Annotated in this window: 16 protein-coding genes, 1 tRNA gene and 1 pseudogene; 9 read left to right on the forward strand and 9 right to left on the reverse strand. The window is 71.9% G+C overall.

Annotation, left to right across the window (positions count from 1 at the left end; genetic code table 11):
* Window positions 1–18: 18 nt before the first annotated feature.
* The gene (locus ABZ396_RS26240) at window positions 19–330 is read right to left on the reverse strand and encodes a cupin domain-containing protein (protein ID WP_358924427.1); all 312 of its coding nucleotides are present in this window, start codon (window positions 328–330) and stop codon (window positions 19–21) included.
* On the opposite strand from ABZ396_RS26240, the gene ABZ396_RS26245 reads away from it, so the two are divergent.
* From ABZ396_RS26245 to ABZ396_RS26255, 3 genes are all read left to right on the forward strand, one after another.
* Window positions 275–784, forward strand: a complete 510-nt coding sequence (locus ABZ396_RS26245; protein WP_358924392.1) for a hypothetical protein — start codon at window positions 275–277, stop codon at window positions 782–784. The genes ABZ396_RS26240 and ABZ396_RS26245 overlap by 56 nt on opposite strands.
* A gap of 71 nt (window positions 785–855) precedes the next feature.
* Entirely contained in the window at window positions 856–1,713 is an 858-nt protein-coding gene (locus ABZ396_RS26250) for an intradiol ring-cleavage dioxygenase (protein WP_358924390.1), read from the forward strand.
* Window positions 1,710–2,792 carry a maleylacetate reductase gene (locus tag ABZ396_RS26255; RefSeq protein WP_358924388.1) on the forward strand — a complete coding sequence of 361 codons (1,083 nt, stop codon included), beginning with the start codon at window positions 1,710–1,712 and terminating at the stop codon, window positions 2,790–2,792. Before ABZ396_RS26250 ends, ABZ396_RS26255 begins: the two co-directional genes overlap by 4 nt.
* Before the next feature lie 26 nt (window positions 2,793–2,818).
* Here the strand turns inward: ABZ396_RS26255 and ABZ396_RS26260 are convergent, their stop codons facing one another.
* Window positions 2,819–3,400: a helix-turn-helix domain-containing protein gene (locus ABZ396_RS26260; RefSeq protein WP_358924387.1), complete on the reverse strand. Its 582-nt coding sequence runs from the start codon at window positions 3,398–3,400 to the stop codon at window positions 2,819–2,821.
* A 201-nt stretch (window positions 3,401–3,601) separates the two neighbouring features.
* Here ABZ396_RS26260 and ABZ396_RS26265 point away from each other — a divergent pair, with 201 nt between their 5' ends.
* Both ABZ396_RS26265 and ABZ396_RS26270 read left to right on the forward strand, forming a co-directional pair.
* On the forward strand, window positions 3,602–5,029 hold the full coding sequence (locus ABZ396_RS26265; RefSeq protein WP_358924385.1) for an MFS transporter: 1,428 nt from the start codon (window positions 3,602–3,604) through the stop codon (window positions 5,027–5,029).
* Between the two features lie 45 nt (window positions 5,030–5,074).
* Window positions 5,075–5,148, forward strand: a tRNA-Pro gene (locus ABZ396_RS26270).
* Here the strand turns inward: ABZ396_RS26270 and ABZ396_RS26275 are convergent.
* Window positions 5,114–5,785: an FAD-dependent monooxygenase gene (locus ABZ396_RS26275; protein WP_358924384.1), complete on the reverse strand. Its 672-nt coding sequence runs from the start codon at window positions 5,783–5,785 to the stop codon at window positions 5,114–5,116. The two genes, ABZ396_RS26270 and ABZ396_RS26275, sit on opposite strands and share 35 nt — an antisense overlap.
* Before the next feature lie 46 nt (window positions 5,786–5,831).
* Window positions 5,832–6,098 (reverse strand): annotated as a pseudogene (locus ABZ396_RS26280) (cyclase family protein); the annotation flags it as partial.
* 196 nt (window positions 6,099–6,294) lie between these two features.
* On the opposite strand from ABZ396_RS26280, the gene ABZ396_RS26285 reads away from it, so the two are divergent.
* The 4 genes from ABZ396_RS26285 (at window position 6,295) to ABZ396_RS26300 (ending at window position 11,131) form a co-directional block, all read left to right on the forward strand.
* A complete protein-coding gene (locus ABZ396_RS26285; RefSeq protein WP_358924382.1) occupies window positions 6,295–8,412 on the forward strand; it encodes a SpoIIE family protein phosphatase in 2,118 nt (705 codons plus the stop codon).
* A 235-nt stretch (window positions 8,413–8,647) separates the two neighbouring features.
* Window positions 8,648–9,382 carry a hypothetical protein gene (locus ABZ396_RS26290; RefSeq protein ID WP_358924380.1) on the forward strand — a complete coding sequence of 245 codons (735 nt, stop codon included), beginning with the start codon at window positions 8,648–8,650 and terminating at the stop codon, window positions 9,380–9,382.
* 27 nt (window positions 9,383–9,409) lie between these two features.
* Window positions 9,410–9,838, forward strand: a complete 429-nt coding sequence (locus ABZ396_RS26295) for an OsmC family protein (protein WP_358924378.1) — start codon at window positions 9,410–9,412, stop codon at window positions 9,836–9,838.
* A gap of 129 nt (window positions 9,839–9,967) precedes the next feature.
* Complete coding sequence (locus ABZ396_RS26300) at window positions 9,968–11,131, forward strand: cytochrome P450 (protein WP_358924376.1); 1,164 nt, start codon at window positions 9,968–9,970, stop codon at window positions 11,129–11,131.
* Window positions 11,132–11,168: 37 nt separating this feature from the next.
* Here the strand turns inward: ABZ396_RS26300 and ABZ396_RS26305 are convergent, their stop codons facing one another.
* Genes ABZ396_RS26305 through fae form a run of 5 tightly spaced genes read right to left on the reverse strand, consistent with a single transcriptional unit; the run spans window position 11,169 to window position 16,537 of the window.
* Entirely contained in the window at window positions 11,169–12,329 is a 1,161-nt protein-coding gene (locus tag ABZ396_RS26305; protein WP_358924374.1) for an iron-containing alcohol dehydrogenase, read from the reverse strand.
* 44 nt (window positions 12,330–12,373) lie between these two features.
* Window positions 12,374–13,300, reverse strand: a complete 927-nt coding sequence (locus tag ABZ396_RS26310; RefSeq protein WP_358924372.1) for an NAD(P)-dependent oxidoreductase — start codon at window positions 13,298–13,300, stop codon at window positions 12,374–12,376.
* 47 nt (window positions 13,301–13,347) lie between these two features.
* Window positions 13,348–14,868 (reverse strand): aldehyde dehydrogenase, encoded by a 1,521-nt coding sequence (locus ABZ396_RS26315; protein ID WP_358924370.1) that lies wholly within the window; start codon window positions 14,866–14,868, stop codon window positions 13,348–13,350.
* The gene (locus ABZ396_RS26320; RefSeq protein WP_358924369.1) at window positions 14,865–15,977 is read right to left on the reverse strand and encodes a mandelate racemase/muconate lactonizing enzyme family protein; all 1,113 of its coding nucleotides are present in this window, start codon (window positions 15,975–15,977) and stop codon (window positions 14,865–14,867) included. Before ABZ396_RS26320 ends, ABZ396_RS26315 begins: the two co-directional genes overlap by 4 nt.
* Complete coding sequence (gene fae, locus ABZ396_RS26325; protein WP_358924367.1) at window positions 15,974–16,537, reverse strand: formaldehyde-activating enzyme; 564 nt, start codon at window positions 16,535–16,537, stop codon at window positions 15,974–15,976. The genes ABZ396_RS26320 and fae overlap by 4 nt, the downstream gene beginning before the upstream one ends.
* Window positions 16,538–16,541 lie beyond the last annotated feature (4 nt).

Genomic DNA, 16,541 nt, shown 5'->3' on the forward strand with positions numbered 1-16,541 from the left:
CAGACGGCCGGGCCCGTCTCACAGAGTGATCGCGTACGCCTTGCGCAGCGTCTCGTGCACCGTCCACGCCGTACGGTCGCCGTCGCCCTCGCGGAGCACGGCCATGTCCCCGGGGCCCACCGTGAACGTCGGCCCGCCCTCGACCTCGATCGTCGCCGAGCCGCCGACCACAACGAACAGCTCGTCCGCCTCGGTGTCGGTGACCACACCCGGGGTGATCTGCCGGATCCCGCGGATCTGCTTGCCGTCGGCGGACTCCCAGACCACCTTCCCGGTGACCTCGGGCGTGCCGGAGACGATCTGCGCCGGGTCGAGCGGGTCGGGTTCGATCCTGTTCGGCGGGGTCTACGGCGCCGTCCTGGCCTGCTCGCTGGTCGCCGCGCTCACCCAGTACGGCCACACCTCCGCCGCCAGCCGCCGCTACGACGCCCTCTGGCTCCTGGTCACCGCCTGCGCCTCCGCCCTGGCGCACGGCTACGCCCACTACATCGCCGAGCGCGCCCCGCACCAGCGCTGGGACGCGCTGCGCACCCTGGCCGACGAGTGGCCCCTGGTCGTGGCCGTCCTGCCGACGGTCTTCCTGCTCGCGGGCGCCGGTTGGGGCTGGTGGCCGCCCAAGGGCGTCGAGTATCCGGCGTTCATCCTGAACATCGTGATCCTGTTCGGTCTGGGACTCGTCACCGCCCGCTGGTCGGCGCGGAGTTGGCCCGCGGCCGTGCTCATCGGCATGCTGGACGCGTTGCTCGGGGTGTTCGTGGTGGTGGCCAACGCGCTCATCAAGTAGATCCGGTTCATTGAACAGTAAACTGGTTTACGATCACTGCAGGTCACTGTTCCTCTGGGCAAGGAGCCGGCATGACAACCGAAGACGCGGTCACCACGGAGGCCGTCGACAGCCTGCGGGACACGGACGACCCTCGGCTGCGCGAGCTGCTCGCCGCACTGATCCGCCATCTGCACGCCTTCGCGCGCGAGACCCGGCTGACCCAGCGCGAGTGGGAGACGGCGGTCGCGTTCCTCACCGCGACCGGCCAGACCTGCACGGACACCCGGCAGGAGTTCATCCTGCTCTCCGACGTGCTGGGCCTGTCGATGCTGGTCGAGACGATCAACGGGCACAGCGACCCCGGCAGCACCGAGTCGACCGTCCTCGGCCCCTTCCACATGACCGAGTCCCCGGTCCGGGAGCTGGGCGCGGACATCGACCTGGTGGGCACCGGGGAACCCTGCGTGGTCAGCGGTGTCGTCCGGTCCGCCGACGGCATCCCGCTGCCCGGTGCGGTCCTGGACGTCTGGCAGGCCGACCCGCAGGGCTTCTACGACGTGCAGCAGCCCGACGTCCAGCCGCCCGGCAACGGCCGAGGCCTGTTCACGGCCGACGGCGAGGGCCGCTTCTGGTTCCGGACCTGTGTGCCCAGCGCGTACCCGATCCCCACCGACGGCCCGGTGGGGGCCCTGCTGAAGGCCGCCGGACGGCACCCCTACCGTCCCGCCCACATCCACTTCATCGTCTCGGCCGAGGGACACGCACCGGTCACCACGCACATCTTCGTCGCCGGCGGTGAGTACCTGGACTCCGATGCGGTGTTCGCGGTCAAGGAAAGCCTGGTGCAGGACTTCACGCCGACCGACGACCCGGCCCTGGCGGCGGAGTTCGGCCTGCCGAACCCGTTCCGGCACGCCCGGTTCGACCTCGTACTGGAGCGCTCGTGAACCCCGGCCCCGGGAACCTGGACTTCGTCCACGAGACCCGGGCCGCCCGGGTGGTGTTCCGGCCCGGTGCCGCGCTCACCGCGACCGCCGAGGAGGCCCGGCATCTCGGTCTGCGGCGGCTGCTGGTGCTCAGCGGAGAGCGGGGCGCGCAGACCGCGCGGGCCGTCGCCGACTCGCTCGGGGCCGCCTGTGCCGGCCTGCACACCGGGGCCCGGATGCACGTCCCCGTGGAGGTCGCCGACCGGGGCGTCGAGGCGGCGCGGGCCGCGGGCGCCGACGGCTGCGTGGCCGTCGGCGGCGGCTCGGCCATCGGCCTCGGCAAGGCCATCGCCCTGCGCACCGGCCTCCCGCTGATCGCCGTGCCCTCGACCTACGCGGGCTCTGAGATGACCCCGGTCTGGGGCCTCACCGAGCACGGCGTCAAACGCACCGGCCGCGATCCCGTCGTCCTGCCACGCAGTGTCGTCTACGACCCCGAGCTCACCCTCTCCCTGCCCGTCCCGCTCTCGGTGACCAGCGGGATCAACGCCCTCGCCCACGCCGTGGAGGCGCTGTACGCGCCGGACGGCTCGCCGCTGGTGGCGCTGATGGCCGAGGAGGGCGTACGGGCGATGGCCGGGGCGCTGCCCGAGGTCGCCGCCGCCCCCGACTCCGTGCCGGCCCGCTCCCGCGCCCTGTACGGCGCCTGGCTGTCCGGGGCCTGTCTGGGCACCACCACCATGGGCCTGCACCACAAGCTGTGCCATGTCCTCGGCGGCACCTTCGGCCTCCCGCACGCCGAAACGCACACGGTCGTCCTGCCGTACGCCCTCGCCTTCAACGCGCCCGCCGTGCCGGAGGCGGCCGCCGCCGTGGCCCGGGCGCTGGGGGCGGAGGACGCCCCGGCCGCCCTGCGGGAGCTGGCGGGCCGGCTCGGCGCACCCCGTTCCCTCGCCGAACTCGGCCTGAAGGAAGCCGACTTGGCGGTGGCCGCCGGACAGGTCGCGGGGCAGCCCTACGCCAACCCGAGGCCGGTCACCGCCGACGACGCACTGGGCGTGCTGCGGGCGGCGTACGGGGGCCGGCCACCGCGAACGTGACGGCCTAGGACTGCGGGTCAATACACCTAGCGGCCCGTCCTTACCCCGTCCAGCGCGATGCCGAGAACACGGTCGCGCTGGGCGTCGTCCTCGAAGGACGTCGCCGTGATCCCGGAGACCAGCCGGAGCAGATCGCCGATCTCCATGTCGGCGCGGGCCACGCCCGCCTTCTGGGCCCGCTCCAGCAGCGGGCCGGCGGCCGTGAACATCGACTCGCGGCAGGTCTGGAAGATCTCCGACTCGCCGTCGAGGGCCTCACGCACCGCACGCTTGGTAGCCGCGTAGGCCACGAAGCGGTTCAGCCAGGACGCCAGCGCCTCCCACGGCTTCAGCTTCCCGGACAGTTCCACGGCGGCCTGGCACAGGGCGTTGACCTCGTCCGCGTAGACGCTCTCGAAGAGGTCGCGGCGGGTGGGGAAGTTCCGGTAGAGGGTGCCGATCCCGACCCCCGCGCGGCGGGCGACGTCCTCCAGGGAGACGTCCGCGCCCTTCTCGGCGAAGGCCTCGCGGGCGGCCGTGATGAGCGCGTCGTAGTTGCGGGCCGCGTCCTTCCGGTGCGGCCGCCGGGACGCGACGATCTCACTGACGGCGAACGGGCTGTCCGTCATTGCTGCCTCCCGTGGGACATGGGTGAACCGGAGGGGTTCCTCGACTTCGGTTGAAACGGAGGGTGGCCTCCATTAGAGTGGAGGAGTACCTCCACTTTAGCAGTGCGGAGCGGCATGGCCATGGCCGGACGCGGCCCAGTGCCCCCACCCCCGCACGCTCACAGACGTTTCCCGCCGTTCCGATGCCGGAGAGGCTCCTTCATGCCCCGAAAGTCCACCCGCCTCACCTTCGCGGTCCTCGCGACGGGTGCCGGCGTGTTCTCCATGCTCCAGTCGCTGGTCGCCCCGGCCCTGCCGACCGTCCAGCACGCCCTGCACACCTCGCAGTCCAACGCCACCTGGGTGATGACGGCCTATCTGCTGTCCGCCTCGGTCTTCACCCCGATACTCGGCCGCGTCGGCGACCTGGTCGGCAAGAAGCGCACCCTCGTCGCCGTCCTGCTGGCCGTCCTGGCCGGCTGTCTGCTCGCCGCCCTCGCGCCGAACATCGGCGTCCTGATCATCGCCCGGCTCGTCCAGGGCGTCGGCGGCGCCCTGTTCCCGCTCTCCTTCGGCATCATCCGGGACGAGTTCGCCCCGGCCGAGGTCACCGGCAGCATCAGCAACCTGTCCGCGGTGATCGCGGCCGGCGGCGGCGTCGGCATCGTGGCCGCCGGACCCATCGTCTCGGCGCTGGACTACCGCTGGCTGTTCTGGATCCCGGTCGCGGTGGTCGCCGTGACCGTCCTCATCGCCGCCCGCTATGTCCCCGAGTCGCCCAAGAGGGCTGAGGGCAGCGTCAGTTGGCTCGGTGCCGGGCTGCTCTCCACCTGGCTGGTGGCGCTGCTGCTGCCGCTGAGCCAGGCCGGGCAGTGGGGCTGGGGCTCGGCCAAGGTGCTCGGTCTGTTCGGCGCGGCCGTCGTGCTGTTCGCGGTGTGGCTGCTCGTCGAGGCCCGCTCCCGCACCCCGCTGGTCGACCTGCGCGTCATGCGGCTGCCGGTCGTGTGGACGACCAACGCCGCCGCGCTGCTGTTCGGCGCGGGCATGTACGCGCTCTGGTCCTTCCTGCCCGGCTTCGTCCAGACGCCGTCCGCCGCCGGATACGGCTTCGGCGCGAGCGTCACGGCCTCAGGGCTGCTGATGCTGCCGATGCTGATCGCGATGTTCCTCTCGGGCCTCCTCACCGGCCGGCTGGAGCCCGCGGTGGGCGCGAAGGCGCTCCTCGCCGCCGGTGCGGCCTTCGGCGCACTCGCCCTGGGGCTGCTCACCCTGTGGCACACCGCCCAGTGGCAGATCGCCGTCGTCTCCGGCCTGTTCGGCCTCGGCGTCGGCCTGGCCTTCGCCTCGATGGCCAACCTGGTCGTCGGCAGCGTGCCGCCCGAGCAGACCGGCGCCGCGACCGGTATGAACGCCAACATCCGCACCATCGGCGGCTCCATCGGCGCCGCGCTCACCAGCGTCCTGGTCACCGGCCGGCTCCAGCCCTCCGGACTGCCGTACGCCTCCGGCTACACCCACGCCTGGGCCCTGCTCACGCTGTTCTGCCTGACCGCCGCCGGGGCAGCGCTCCTCGTCCCGGTCCGTCGCGCACAACGCGTCACGGTGCCGGTCCCGGAGCGGGCGGCAGCAGCACCGGCACGCGTGCGGTAGTGTTGACCTGCGTGATCACGCGGTATCCACCGCGTGACTCCGCAGCGGGACGTGGCGCAGCTTGGTAGCGCACTTGACTGGGGGTCAAGGGGTCGCAGGTTCAAATCCTGTCGTCCCGACACTGCGAAGGGTCTTCGCAGGCGACAGCCTGCGGGGGCCCTTCTGCGTGGGAAGGTTTCCGGCTTTGGGGTGAGCATGCCGCTCATCGGCACCTTTACTCGAAGGCCGGCGAAGATGCGCTGCTGGACCGCACCACCTGGTAATGAGCGAGGCTTTCACGCGAGTTCGGCCATGCATGGCTATCTGCCTGCGTGCCCTGGGTATGTGGCCGACGATCGCGAACGCGGCGTTGCGGGCGAGTTGGCCGGGGCGGTTGCTGAGGACGGAGGCCCGCGTCATCAGGTTGGTGAAGGCGACCGTGGCGCGCGCGGGCGGTCGGCGCCGTTTCTCGTATCCGTCGAGGTCGGCGTGGGGCGCGCCCTTCACCGCTGCCGAGAGAGTGTGGGCGAGGTCGAGAGCGTCCTGGATTCCGAGGTTCATGCCCTGGCCGCCGGCCGGGCTGTGCACGTGGGCTGCGTCGCCCATGAGGAAGACGGGGCGTTTCCGGAAGGCGGAGGCGATGCGGTGGCGCAAGCGGCACTGTGAGGTCCAGGTGAGTTCCCTGACCCGTGCGTCAGTGGGCCCGCGCTGGTCGAGGATGTGCTGGACGAACTCTTCGGTGATCTTCTCCGGGGCCTTGTCGACGGTGGCGAGCACGCGGCGCCGGTTTTGGGGGAGCGGACGGGCTTCTCCACGTCACCGAGTCGGTCATGTGGTGCGGCGCGGGCCTGCGGTTGTCGGGGCCGGGCCGGGTGTTCCACGGCGGCGCCAGCGGGACGACCAACCCCGACCGCACTCCGGCCGTCGTCCGCCGCACCTGGTCCGCGGTCACCCGGTTCAAGGCACCGCGGTCGGCCGGGGCACAGCGCCCCCAGGTAGGGACCGCGTCGAACTCCCGCCGGGAGACGGCGGGCCCGTTGCCGGAGGCGGCTGATCCGGGATCGGGGGCATCGGCGGACTTCGACGTCATCTGTACTCACCCTGTACTCACCGGTCCCCGGCCGTGACGCGCAGGAGCGTGGCGCTTGTGATCAACTCCAGCTTGGCTCAGGGCTCGCGCAGCGGGCCCAGGTGTCTGCCGCCACGGTCTGGGGCGACCATGGATGAAGACAGAACTTCCGCCGATGTGGCACGAGCCAGGACACGAGCGGAAGGGGAGATGAGGGATGGGCACGACGGACTCCTCCCGAGCAGTCGCCGGCCGGTCGGTGGCCGGTCCCGCCGCGCCGCCCACCGGCCTGCTGGATCTGCTCAGCGTCGCCGCGGTGGTGCTCAACACCCAGGGCCAGGTGGTCTTCTGGAGCCCGAAGGCCGAGGAACTGTTCGGGCACAGCGCATCGGAGGCGCTCGGTCAGTACGCGGCTCGACTCATGGTCCACGAGGAGCACCGCGACGAAGTGATCAAGCTGTTCGCCAAGGTCATGGAATCCGGCCACGACTGGGCCGGGGCCTTTCCGGTCCGGCACAAGGACGGCAGCACCCGCCTGGTGGAGTTCCGCAACATGAGGCTGCTGGACGACCTCGGTGACGTCTACGCCCTGGGCCTTGCCGCCGACCAGGCCACGGTCGAGCGGGTCGAGCGAGATGCCGCCCTGGCCATGCGTCTGGTGTCCCAGTCCCCGGTCGGGCTGGCCATTCTGGACACGGACCTGCGGTACCTGGCCATGAATCCGGCCCTGGAACGCATCACGGGCCAGTCCGCCGCCGAGCGTCTCGGCCGGCCGGTCGGCGAGGTCCTGACCTACCTGAACACGGATCCCGAGACGCGTCTGCGCCGTGTCCTGGAGACGGGCGAGTCGGTCGTGGACCGGCACATCGTCTGCCGTCCGCCCGCCGACCCGGACCACGATCACGCCTGGTCCGTCTCGTACTACCGGCTGGAGGACTCCGGTGGCCGGGTGCTGGGCCTGGCCTATTCCGTCATCGACGTCACTGAGCGGTATCGGGCGGCCGCCGAGGCGGCACAGGCCCGGCAGCGGCTGGCATTGATCGCCCAGGCCTCCGCCTGCGTGGGTACCACCCTCGATCTGGAGACGACAGCCCGCGAGCTGGCCGACATCGTCGTACCGGCCCTGGCCGACGTGGCCGCCGTGGACGTACTGGACAGCGCGCTCGACGGCCGGACCGCGCCGCTCGAGGGGCCGGCACGCTTCCGCACCCTCGCCGTCAGCGCGGCCCACTCCACCGGGGCGGCCCGCGCGGCCGATCCGCCGGCGGGACTCGCCACCTACGACAGCGACCGCCTGATCACCCAGTGTGTGCGTAGCCGGCAGCCGGTTCTGTTGCCTCGCACCACGCGTCAGGACCTGGAGCGCATCGCCCGCCACGCACCGGCCGCCGCCCTTCTCGCGGCGGCCGGTGTGCACTCCTACCTGGTCGTACCGCTGATGGCCCGGGGTGAGGTCCTGGGCGCCCTGGACCTGACACGGACCCGGAACTCCGCGCCTTTCGACGACGACGACGTGTTCCTCGCCTGTGAGCTGGCCGCCCGGGCCGCGGTCTGTATCGACAACGCCCGCGGCTACCAGGCACAGCGCCATGCGGCCCTCACCCTCCAGCGCAGTCTGCTCCCCCAGCTCGCGACGCACCTGCCGGGCTTGGAGGTCGCCTGCCGCTACCAGCCCGCAGGCGCCACGAGCGAGATCGGCGGCGACTGGTACGACGCGATACCCCTGCGGGGGGACAAGACCGCCCTCGTCGTCGGGGACGTCATGGGCAGCGGTATCAACGCCGCCGCCACCATGGGCCAACTCCGCAGCGCCGCCCGGGCCTTCGCCGAACTCGATCTCGCCCCGGCCGAGGCCCTGTATCACCTCGATCATCTGACCGAAGGGGTCGAGCAGGCCATCACCACCTGCCTCTACTGCGTCAGCGACCCCCACCAGGGCCAGTGCCAGATGTGCCTCGCCGGCCACCTGCCCCCGGCCCTGCTGCGTGTCGGCCAGAAGGCACGGCTTCTCGACCTTCCCACCGGCGCACCGCTCGGCGTCGGCGGGGTGCCCTTCGAGGCCGCCACCATCGACTTCCGCCCCGGCGACGAGCTGGTCCTGTACACCGACGGCCTGGTCGAGACCCGAAGCGAGCCCATCGACGCCCGCCTGGACGCCCTGCTCGACGCCCTCACCGTGACACGTGGCAACGATCTGGAAGAGACCTGCGAACGCATCCTGGAGACTCTCCGGCCGCCCGGCGGTGAGGACGACGTCGCTCTGCTCGTCGCCCGGGCCCAGCCCCTGCTCCCCACGAGTCCGGGCCCGGGACAGACCCGCCGTCCGTCGCCGTGAGCGACGGTGGCCGGCCCCGAGCGGCACCCTCCCCGGACTCGGAGGGAACAGCTCGTGGGCCCGCCGGCGTCTCCGTCAGGCCCCGGCACTTCCGGAGGGCGTTCGCCACCGGCGTGCCCGGCTACCAGGCCACGGTTCCGGCGGCTGTCCAGCCGCCTCTGTTCCGCACCGCGGCGACGGGGACCTCTGATACCGTACGGCCGATCGGCAAGGGGTCTCGGGGACAATCGTCGCCATGAACGACCGCATGAGCGATGCCGAGAACCGGCTGGCCAGGATCGAGCGGCTGCTGGAGAGCGGCGAGCGCGAAGTGGTGCCCGCGTGGCGCAGAGCCACGCAGGGCGAGCCACGGTGGGCCGTGACCGCCGTGATCCTGGTGGCCGTCGCGATCCAGCTGATGCTGCCGCACCGGCTCGCCCTCCAGCCGTACTGGGCCTTGCCGGCCCTGGAACTGGTGCTGCTGGCCGGCCTGATCGCCGGCAACCCCCGGCGGGTCGAGCCCCGCACCCGGTGGCTGCGCCTGCTGGGCCTGGCCCTGATGTGCCTGATCAGCCTCGCCAACGGCTGGGCGGCGGTCCGGCTGGTGGCGGGCCTGGTGAACGGCACGGAGGGCAAGGACGCCGGACCGCTGCTGCTGACCGGTGGCGGCATCTGGCTGACGAACGTCATCGTGTTCGCCCTCTGGTACTGGGAGTTGGACCGCGGCGGACCGATGGCGCGCGTCCGCGGCCACCACCAGTTCGCGGACTTCCTCTTCGTGCAGATGCAGAGCCCCGAGACCGCGCCACGGGACTGGGAGCCGGCCTTCCTGGACTACCTGTACCTGTCCTTCACCAACTCCACCGCCTTCAGCCCGACCGACGTGATGCCGTTGTCGCGCTGGGCCAAGATGCTGATGATGCTGCAGTCCTCCGTCTCCCTGGTGACGGTGGTCCTGGTGGTGGCGCGGGCCGTGAACATCCTGCACTGACGGCCGGGCTGTCATAGGTTCGTCGGTATGAGCGAAGACTCCCTGCGCGTGGTGACGGTCGAGCGCACCGGCACCGGCCGCTTCACCGCGACGAACGCACGCGGCGGCACGATCAGCTTCGGTACCGGCGACGGCGCGGAATTCACCCCGGTGGAACTCCTGCTCGCCGCGATCGGGGGCTGCACCGCGGCCGACGTCGATGTCGCCACCAGCCGCCACGCGGAGCCCACCGCCTTCACCGTCACCGTCAGTGGCCACAAGGTCAACGACGAGGCCGGCAACCGGATGACGGACCTGGCGGTCGGCTTCTCCGTCACCTTCCCGGACGGTGCGCAGGGCGATCGCGCCCGCGCCATCCTGCCCCGGGCGGTCACCGTCTCCCACGACCGGCTGTGCACCGTCAGCCGCACGATCGAAGCCGGGACGCCGGTGGCCGTGTCGGTCGAGGACGTCTGACCTCAGCCGGCCGCCTGCCGGTACCGTCACTGACGGCTCGTCAGGTCCGGGCCGGCGGACCGGGCGGTTCGTGCCCCGTGCTTAGGTGGGGGACGTGAATCGTTTCTCTCTCCTCGGCCGGACCGCGCGATGAGCACCGCTGATTCGTTTCCGCTCGGTGCCTCGACCACGCTCGCCGAACTCGCCCGCGATCCGCACCCGCGCCTCGCGCTGCTGCGCGCCCACGAGCCGGTGTCCTGGCTGCCCGAGTTGAACGGCTGGCTGGTCACCCGCCGCGACCTCGCGCTCGACGTGATGCGGGACTCCGCAACCTTCACGGTCGACGACCCTCGCTTCTCCACCGCCCAGGTCGTCGGGCCCAGCATGCTGTCCCTGGACGGTGCCGCGCACAGCCGCCACCGCGAGCCCTTCGCCGCTCCCTTCCGGCCCCGCGCGGTGCACGACGGCTTCGCCCCGTTCATCGAGCGGGAGACCGACCGCCTCATCACCGCGCTGGAACCGTCGGGCGCGACCGAACTGCGCCGCGCCTTCGCCGGACCGCTCGCCGTCGCCGTCGTCACCGAGGCGCTCGGACTGGTCGGGGCGACCACGGAGACGGTGCTTTCCTGGTACGACGCCATCGTACGGTCCGTCTCGGACATCACCGAGGGACTGGAAGCGGGTCCGGCGGGCGCCGCCGCCTACGCAGAACTGCGAGCCGCTGTCGAGGCGACGGTCGCCGACCGGCACGCGACCTCGCTCCTCGTCTCCGCCGCCGGGCGGCTGGAGCCGACCGAAGTGGCGTCCAACGCGGCGGTCCTGATGTTCGGCGGTATCGAGACCACCGAGGCGATGATCACCAACGCGCTGCTCCACCTGCTCGGAGACACCGGCCAACTCGCCCTCGTCCGGGCCGATCCGAGTCTGCTGGACGGTGCGGTCGAGGAGTCGCTGCGCCTTGAGCCCGGCGCGGCGGTGGTGGACCGCTACGCCACCCGCGACATCGTCCTCGGGCCGGCCGCCATCCGCCGCGGCGACCTGGTCACCGTCTCCCTGACCGGCGCGAACCGTGACCCGGCCGTCTTCCCCGACCCGGACCGTTTCCACGTCCGCCGGGGCAACGCCCGCCTCCAACTCGCCTTCGCCCATGGACCGCACCACTGCCTCGCCGCCCACCTCGCCCGCCTGGAGACCCGCATCGCCCTCCAGCGCCTGCTCGAACGTCTCCCCGGGCTGCGCCTCGACCCGGAGCGGCCCGCCTCGCCGTACGGGTTGGTGTTCCGCAAGCCACTCCGCCTGCACGTGCTGTGGTGACGGTCCCGCCTGCCTTTCGCGGCCGCCGCGGTACCCCCTAGTACACAGCCTCCAGGATCCCGAGGATCTGCTCCTCGGTCGGCTGCCGGGGCGCGTTTTTGGTGACCGCGTCCGCGAGGGCGCCAGCGGCGATGGGGCGCAGCAGGTCCGGGCGGACGCCGAGGTCGCGCAGCGGCTGCTTGATGCCGAGCGCGCCGGAGATCTCACGGACGGCGTCGACCGCGGCGCGGGCCCAGTCGCCGTCGGCGGGTGGGGCGAGGCGCAGCGCGCGGGCCGTCTGCTCGTAGGCATCGCCGGCCGCCGGGGCGCTGAACTCCAGGACCTCCTCCAGGACGGCGGCGAGCGCGACGCCGTGCGGGGTACCGGTGTGGGCGGTCAGCGCGTGCCCGATGCCGTGTACGAGACCCAGCCCGGAGATGGTCAGCGCCTGACCCGCCAGGTGGGCGCCGAGCATCAGCTGGGCGCGGGCCTCCAGGTCGGAGCCGTCCCGGTGGGCGGCCGGCAGCCAGCGGCCGACCATGGCCACCGCCTGCGTCGCGTACGCCACCGAGACCGGGTTCGCGCCCCGCGAGGCCAGCGACTCGATGCCGTGCACCAGGGCGTCGATACCGGTGGCGGCCGTGATCCGGGCGGGCAGGCCGAGCGTCAGCTCCGGGTCGAGCAGCGCGATCCGCGGCTTGACCGAGGGGTGGCCGATGTACACCTTGCGGCGGGCGTCGGTGTCCTCGATGACACCGAAGCCGTTGGTCTCCGCGCCGGTGCCCGAGGTGGTCGGGATCGCGACCAGCGGCAGGCCGTCCAGCGCCTCCCACAGCGTGTCCGCGTCGGCCGCCGCCGCGTCCGCGTTGCCGACCAGGAGCGAGATGCCCTTGGCCGCGTCCAGGACCGAGCCCCCGCCGAGGGCGACGACCACGGCCGGGCCGAACTCCCGGGCCCGGGCCGCGCCCTCGTCGACATTGCCGGTGGACGGGTTGGCGCCGACCCCGTCGTACACCCCGTGCTCGACGCCCGCCGCGTCCAGCACCTTGAGCACCTGGCCGACGATCCCGGCGGCCCGCAGCCCGCGGTCGGTGACCACGAACGCGCGGCTCATGCCGAGTGAGGCGATCAGGTCGGGGAGGTGCGAGATACGGCCGGGGCCGAACTCGATACGGCAGGTGGGTTCGACGGTCAGCTGACTGGTGAAGGACTCGCCCATGGCGTACGGCTCCTGGAGAAAGGCGGGGGAAGGGGGGGATCGGCTCAGGCGGGGCTCAGCAGGGCCTCCTCCGGCTGCGGGAGACGGAACTCCCGTCCGGCCAAGGCCTCGTAGAGGCGTACCGGGCTCATCTCCCCGGCCAGGTCGCCGTGCTGTGCCTTGGAGCGGCGGTAGATCTGTTCCACGAGCGCGGACAGCTCCGTGGCGACGCCCAGGTCGCGGCCGAGGTCCACGGCCAGCCCGAGGTCCTTGCAGGCGAGGACCATGGCGAACGAGTCGTCGTAGTCGCCGTCGACCAGCACGGACAGCAGGTCCTTCTCCAGGAAGTGCGAGGCGGCCGGGCTGGCCAGCAGCGAGCTGCGCAGCACACCCAGGTCCACACCCGCCGTGGTGCCCATCGCCAGCACCTCGGACGTGGCCACGAGGTGGGTGAACCACAGCAGGTTGATCATCAGCTTGACCGTGTAGCCGGCGCCGAGCGGGCCCACGTGCAGCACCTTGTCGGGGTCGCCCATGGCCTCGAAGACGGGCAGGCACATCCGGAAGTCGTCCGCCTCGCCGCCGACGAATATCTGCAGCCGTCCGGTCTCGGCGCCGTGCGCCATGCCGCTGACCGGGGCGTCCAGCCGGCGCACCCCGCGCCGGTCCAGGACGTCGGCCGCGATCCGGTCCGCGACGGCCGGGGTGGAGGTCGACATATCGATCCACAGGGCGCCTTCGGGCAGCGCCTCGGCGGCCCCGCCGCGCAGCAGCACCTCTTCGACGATGCGCGGGTTGGGCAGCATGGTGATCAGCAGTTCGGCGTCGGCCACGCACTCCGCCGGGGTGTCGGCCCAGCGGGCGCCGAGCGCCAGATGTCCGACGGCGGCCTCGGGCCGGGCGTCGTGCACGGTGACCAGGTGTCCCGCGTGGATCAGGTGGCGGGCCATGTGGCGTCCCATGTTGCCCAGGCCGATGAAACCGATCCTCATCGATGTCCTCGCTGCAGTTCAGAGGGAAAGGGGAGGGGGCTCGCCGGTCAGGCGAGGTTGATCCAGGTGGTCTTCAGCGCCGTGTACGCGTCCAGCGCGTGCAGGGACTTGTCGCGTCCGGCGCCGGTGGCCTTGAAGCCGCCGAAGGGGGTGATGACATCACTGGCGTCGAAGGTGTTGATCCAGACCGTGCCGGCCCGCAGCCGCTTCGCGGTGCGGTGGGCGACGGTCACGTCCCGGGTCCAGACGGAGGCGACGAGCCCGAAGTCGCTCTCGTTCGCCAGCCGTACGCCCTCGTCGACGTCACCGTCGTACGACACGACAGCCAGCACCGGGCCGAAGATCTCCTCCTGGCCGACGACGGACGTGTTCGACACACCGTCGAGCACGGTCGGTTCGACGAAGGTGCCGCCGGTGTCGGTGAGCGTGCGCCCGCCGCCCAGCAGGACCCGGGCCCCGTCCTGCCTGCCGCGCTCGATGTAGCCCAGGATCTTGGCCAGTTGGCCTTCGTCCACGATGGGCCCCATGACCGTCGCGGGGTCGAGCGGGTCGCCGACGCGGAAGGTATCGGCGGTGATCTTCCCTACGGCGTCCAGGAGCCGGTCCTTGACCGAGGCGTGGACGACGACCCGGGAGCCCGCGTTGCAGGTCTGCCCCGCGTTGTAGAAGATCCCCCAGGCCACGGCGGACGCGGCGGCCTCGATGTCGGCGTCGGCCAGCACGAGTTGCGGAGACTTGCCGCCCGCCTCCACGGCGACCTGCTTGCCGTTGGACTCGCCCGCGTACACCTGGAAGAGCCGGGCCACCTCCGCCGAGCCGGTGAAGGCGATCTTGTCGACCTCGGGGTGACGGCCGAGGGCCTGCCCGGCGACCTCGCCCCGGCCCGGGATCACATTGAGCACACCGTCGGGCAGCCCCGCCTCGGTGGCCAGCGCCGCAAGCCGGAGGGCGGCGAGCGAGGTCTGCTCGGCGGGCTTGAGCACCACGCTGTTGCCGGTGGCGAGCGCCGGGCCGAGCTTCCAACTGGCGATCAGCAGCGCGTAGTTCCACGGCACGACCGCGCCGATGACACCCAGCGGCTCGCGGCTGATCAACGCCAGCGCGTCACCGGGGGTCGGGGCCACCTCGTCGTACGTCTTGTCGATCGTCTCGGCGTACCAGGTGATGGTCTCCGCCGTCTTGGCCACGTCGATCCGCACCGACTCGGTGATGGGCTTGCCCATCTCCAGGGTGTCGAGGAGGGCCAGTTCCCCGGCGTTCGCCAGGATCAGCTCGGCCCAGCGCAGCAGGATCCGCTTGCGCTCCCTCGGCGCGAGGTCGCGCCAGCGCCCGTCCTCGAAGGCGGCCCGTGCGGACCGTACCGCCCGGTCCACGTCCTCGGCCCCGGCCGCCTGCACCTCCGCCAGCACCGCGCCGTCGCGCGGCGAGACACTGGTGAAGCTGTCGCCGGAGGTGGCATCGGTGAAGGCGCCGTCGATGAACAGCCGTGTCTCGAAGCCGAGTTTGCCTGCCGCGGCCAGCCAGTCCTCGTACGAGCGCGCCAGCAACTCGTCGATCGTGTACGTCACTTGGTCCTCCAGCGGTCGATCGCGTCCTCGTCCAGCTCGACGCCGAGGCCGGGCAGGTCCGGGATCTCCAGATCGCCCTCGGCGTTGACCCGGACGGGCTCGGCGAGCATGAAGTCACGGCGCTCGGGGGTCCAGCCGGGCGGGTCGTAGGGGAACTCGAAGAACGGGCCGCCGCCGACACCCGCCGCGACATGGAGGTTGGCGAGTACGCCGATGCCGTTGGTCCAGCTGTGCGGGGTGAACTGACGGTGTTTCAGCTGGGCCAGCTCGGCCAGGGTGCGGGCGCGGTGCATGCCGATCGCGAGCACCACGTCCATCTGGTAGATGTCGAGGGCGTCCTCTTCGAGATAGCGCAGCAGTTCGGTGGGGGAGTGGTGCATCTCGCCGGCGGCGATCCGCACCCCCGGGTTCTCGGTGCGCAGCCGCTTGAAGCCGTTCAGGTCGGCGTACGGCAGCGGCTCCTCGACCCAGAACACGTCGAGCTCGGCGAGCCGGGCGACGGTCTTGCGGGTCTTGGCGAGGTCGGAGGCGTTTGCGGTGTCGCCGGCCATCCGCCAGGACTGGTTGAGGTCGACCATGATCTCGAAGCCGGCCCCGAGTTCCTCACGTACCGCGCGCACAGCCGCGATGCCCTCGTCGACCCGGTTGCGGTCGATGCGGATCTTCATGGCGCGGAAACCGGCCTCGCGCACCTTCAGGGCGGTCTCGACACGCTCCTCGGGGGACTTGAGCTCGCCAGAGGACGCGTACGCGGGCAGTTTCCGCGCCGCGTTGCCGAAGAGCTCCGACACCGGGCGGCCGTGCACCTTGCCGATGACGTCCCACAGCGCGGCCTCCAGGGGCCAGTAGCGGGCGCCGTGGAAGTTGGCGGTCTCGATCGCCCGGACGTGCCGGGTGATGTCGAGCGGGTCCTCGCCGACGAACAGGTGTTTGTACGTCTCGAAGCCGTCCATCAGGTCGCCGGAGCCGATGCCGGTGATCCCCTCGTCGGTGTGGACGCGGACGATCGTCGCGGCGAAGGCGCGGCGCGGCTCCGGGTCCCAGGCGGCACGGAACGGCGGGTCCAGCTCCAGCCGCAGCCGGTCCAGGGTGATGTCAGTGATCTTCATCGGGCGAGCACCTCGGCGGTCGGCGTGTAGAACGGGTTCGTGGGGCCCTGCTTGGCGGCCGCCAGTGCGTCGGAGACGGTCGGCGTGCCCGTCACGGCGGCCCGCACCGCGCCGTACGCGGCGGCGCGCTGGTTGCGGAAGGAGACGTCCAGGTCGTCGACCGCCGGGTTGACCCACACCGCGGCGATGATCAGCAGCTCGTCGGCCTCCTCTGCGGGGATCAGCCCCTCCTCGACCGCGTCCGCGACGCCCTGCGCGAGCCCGGCCTGGGCGGACCCCCACGTCGCGCGCTCGTGCAGCTCGCCCGCGGCGGCGGCCTTGGTCACGAACAGGGTCAACGGCTTCACCGGCACCGACGGCCGTACGACCGTGAGGAACGGGACGTGCCCGGCGCTCGGGGTGGCCAGCGCCGTCGCCCACGCGGTCTCGACCGGGCCGCCCTTGCGTCCGATCACGATGTTCGTGTGCGCGGCGTTGGCACCCTCGCCGACGAAGGACTCGCCGATGAGGGCGGCCGGGGCGAAGCCGGGCGGGCTGGCGGGGGAAACCGGCGTGGGCATCGGA

Source organism: Streptomyces sp. NPDC005866, from assembly GCF_040629895.1.
Taxonomy (GTDB): Bacteria; Actinomycetota; Actinomycetes; order Streptomycetales; family Streptomycetaceae; genus Streptomyces.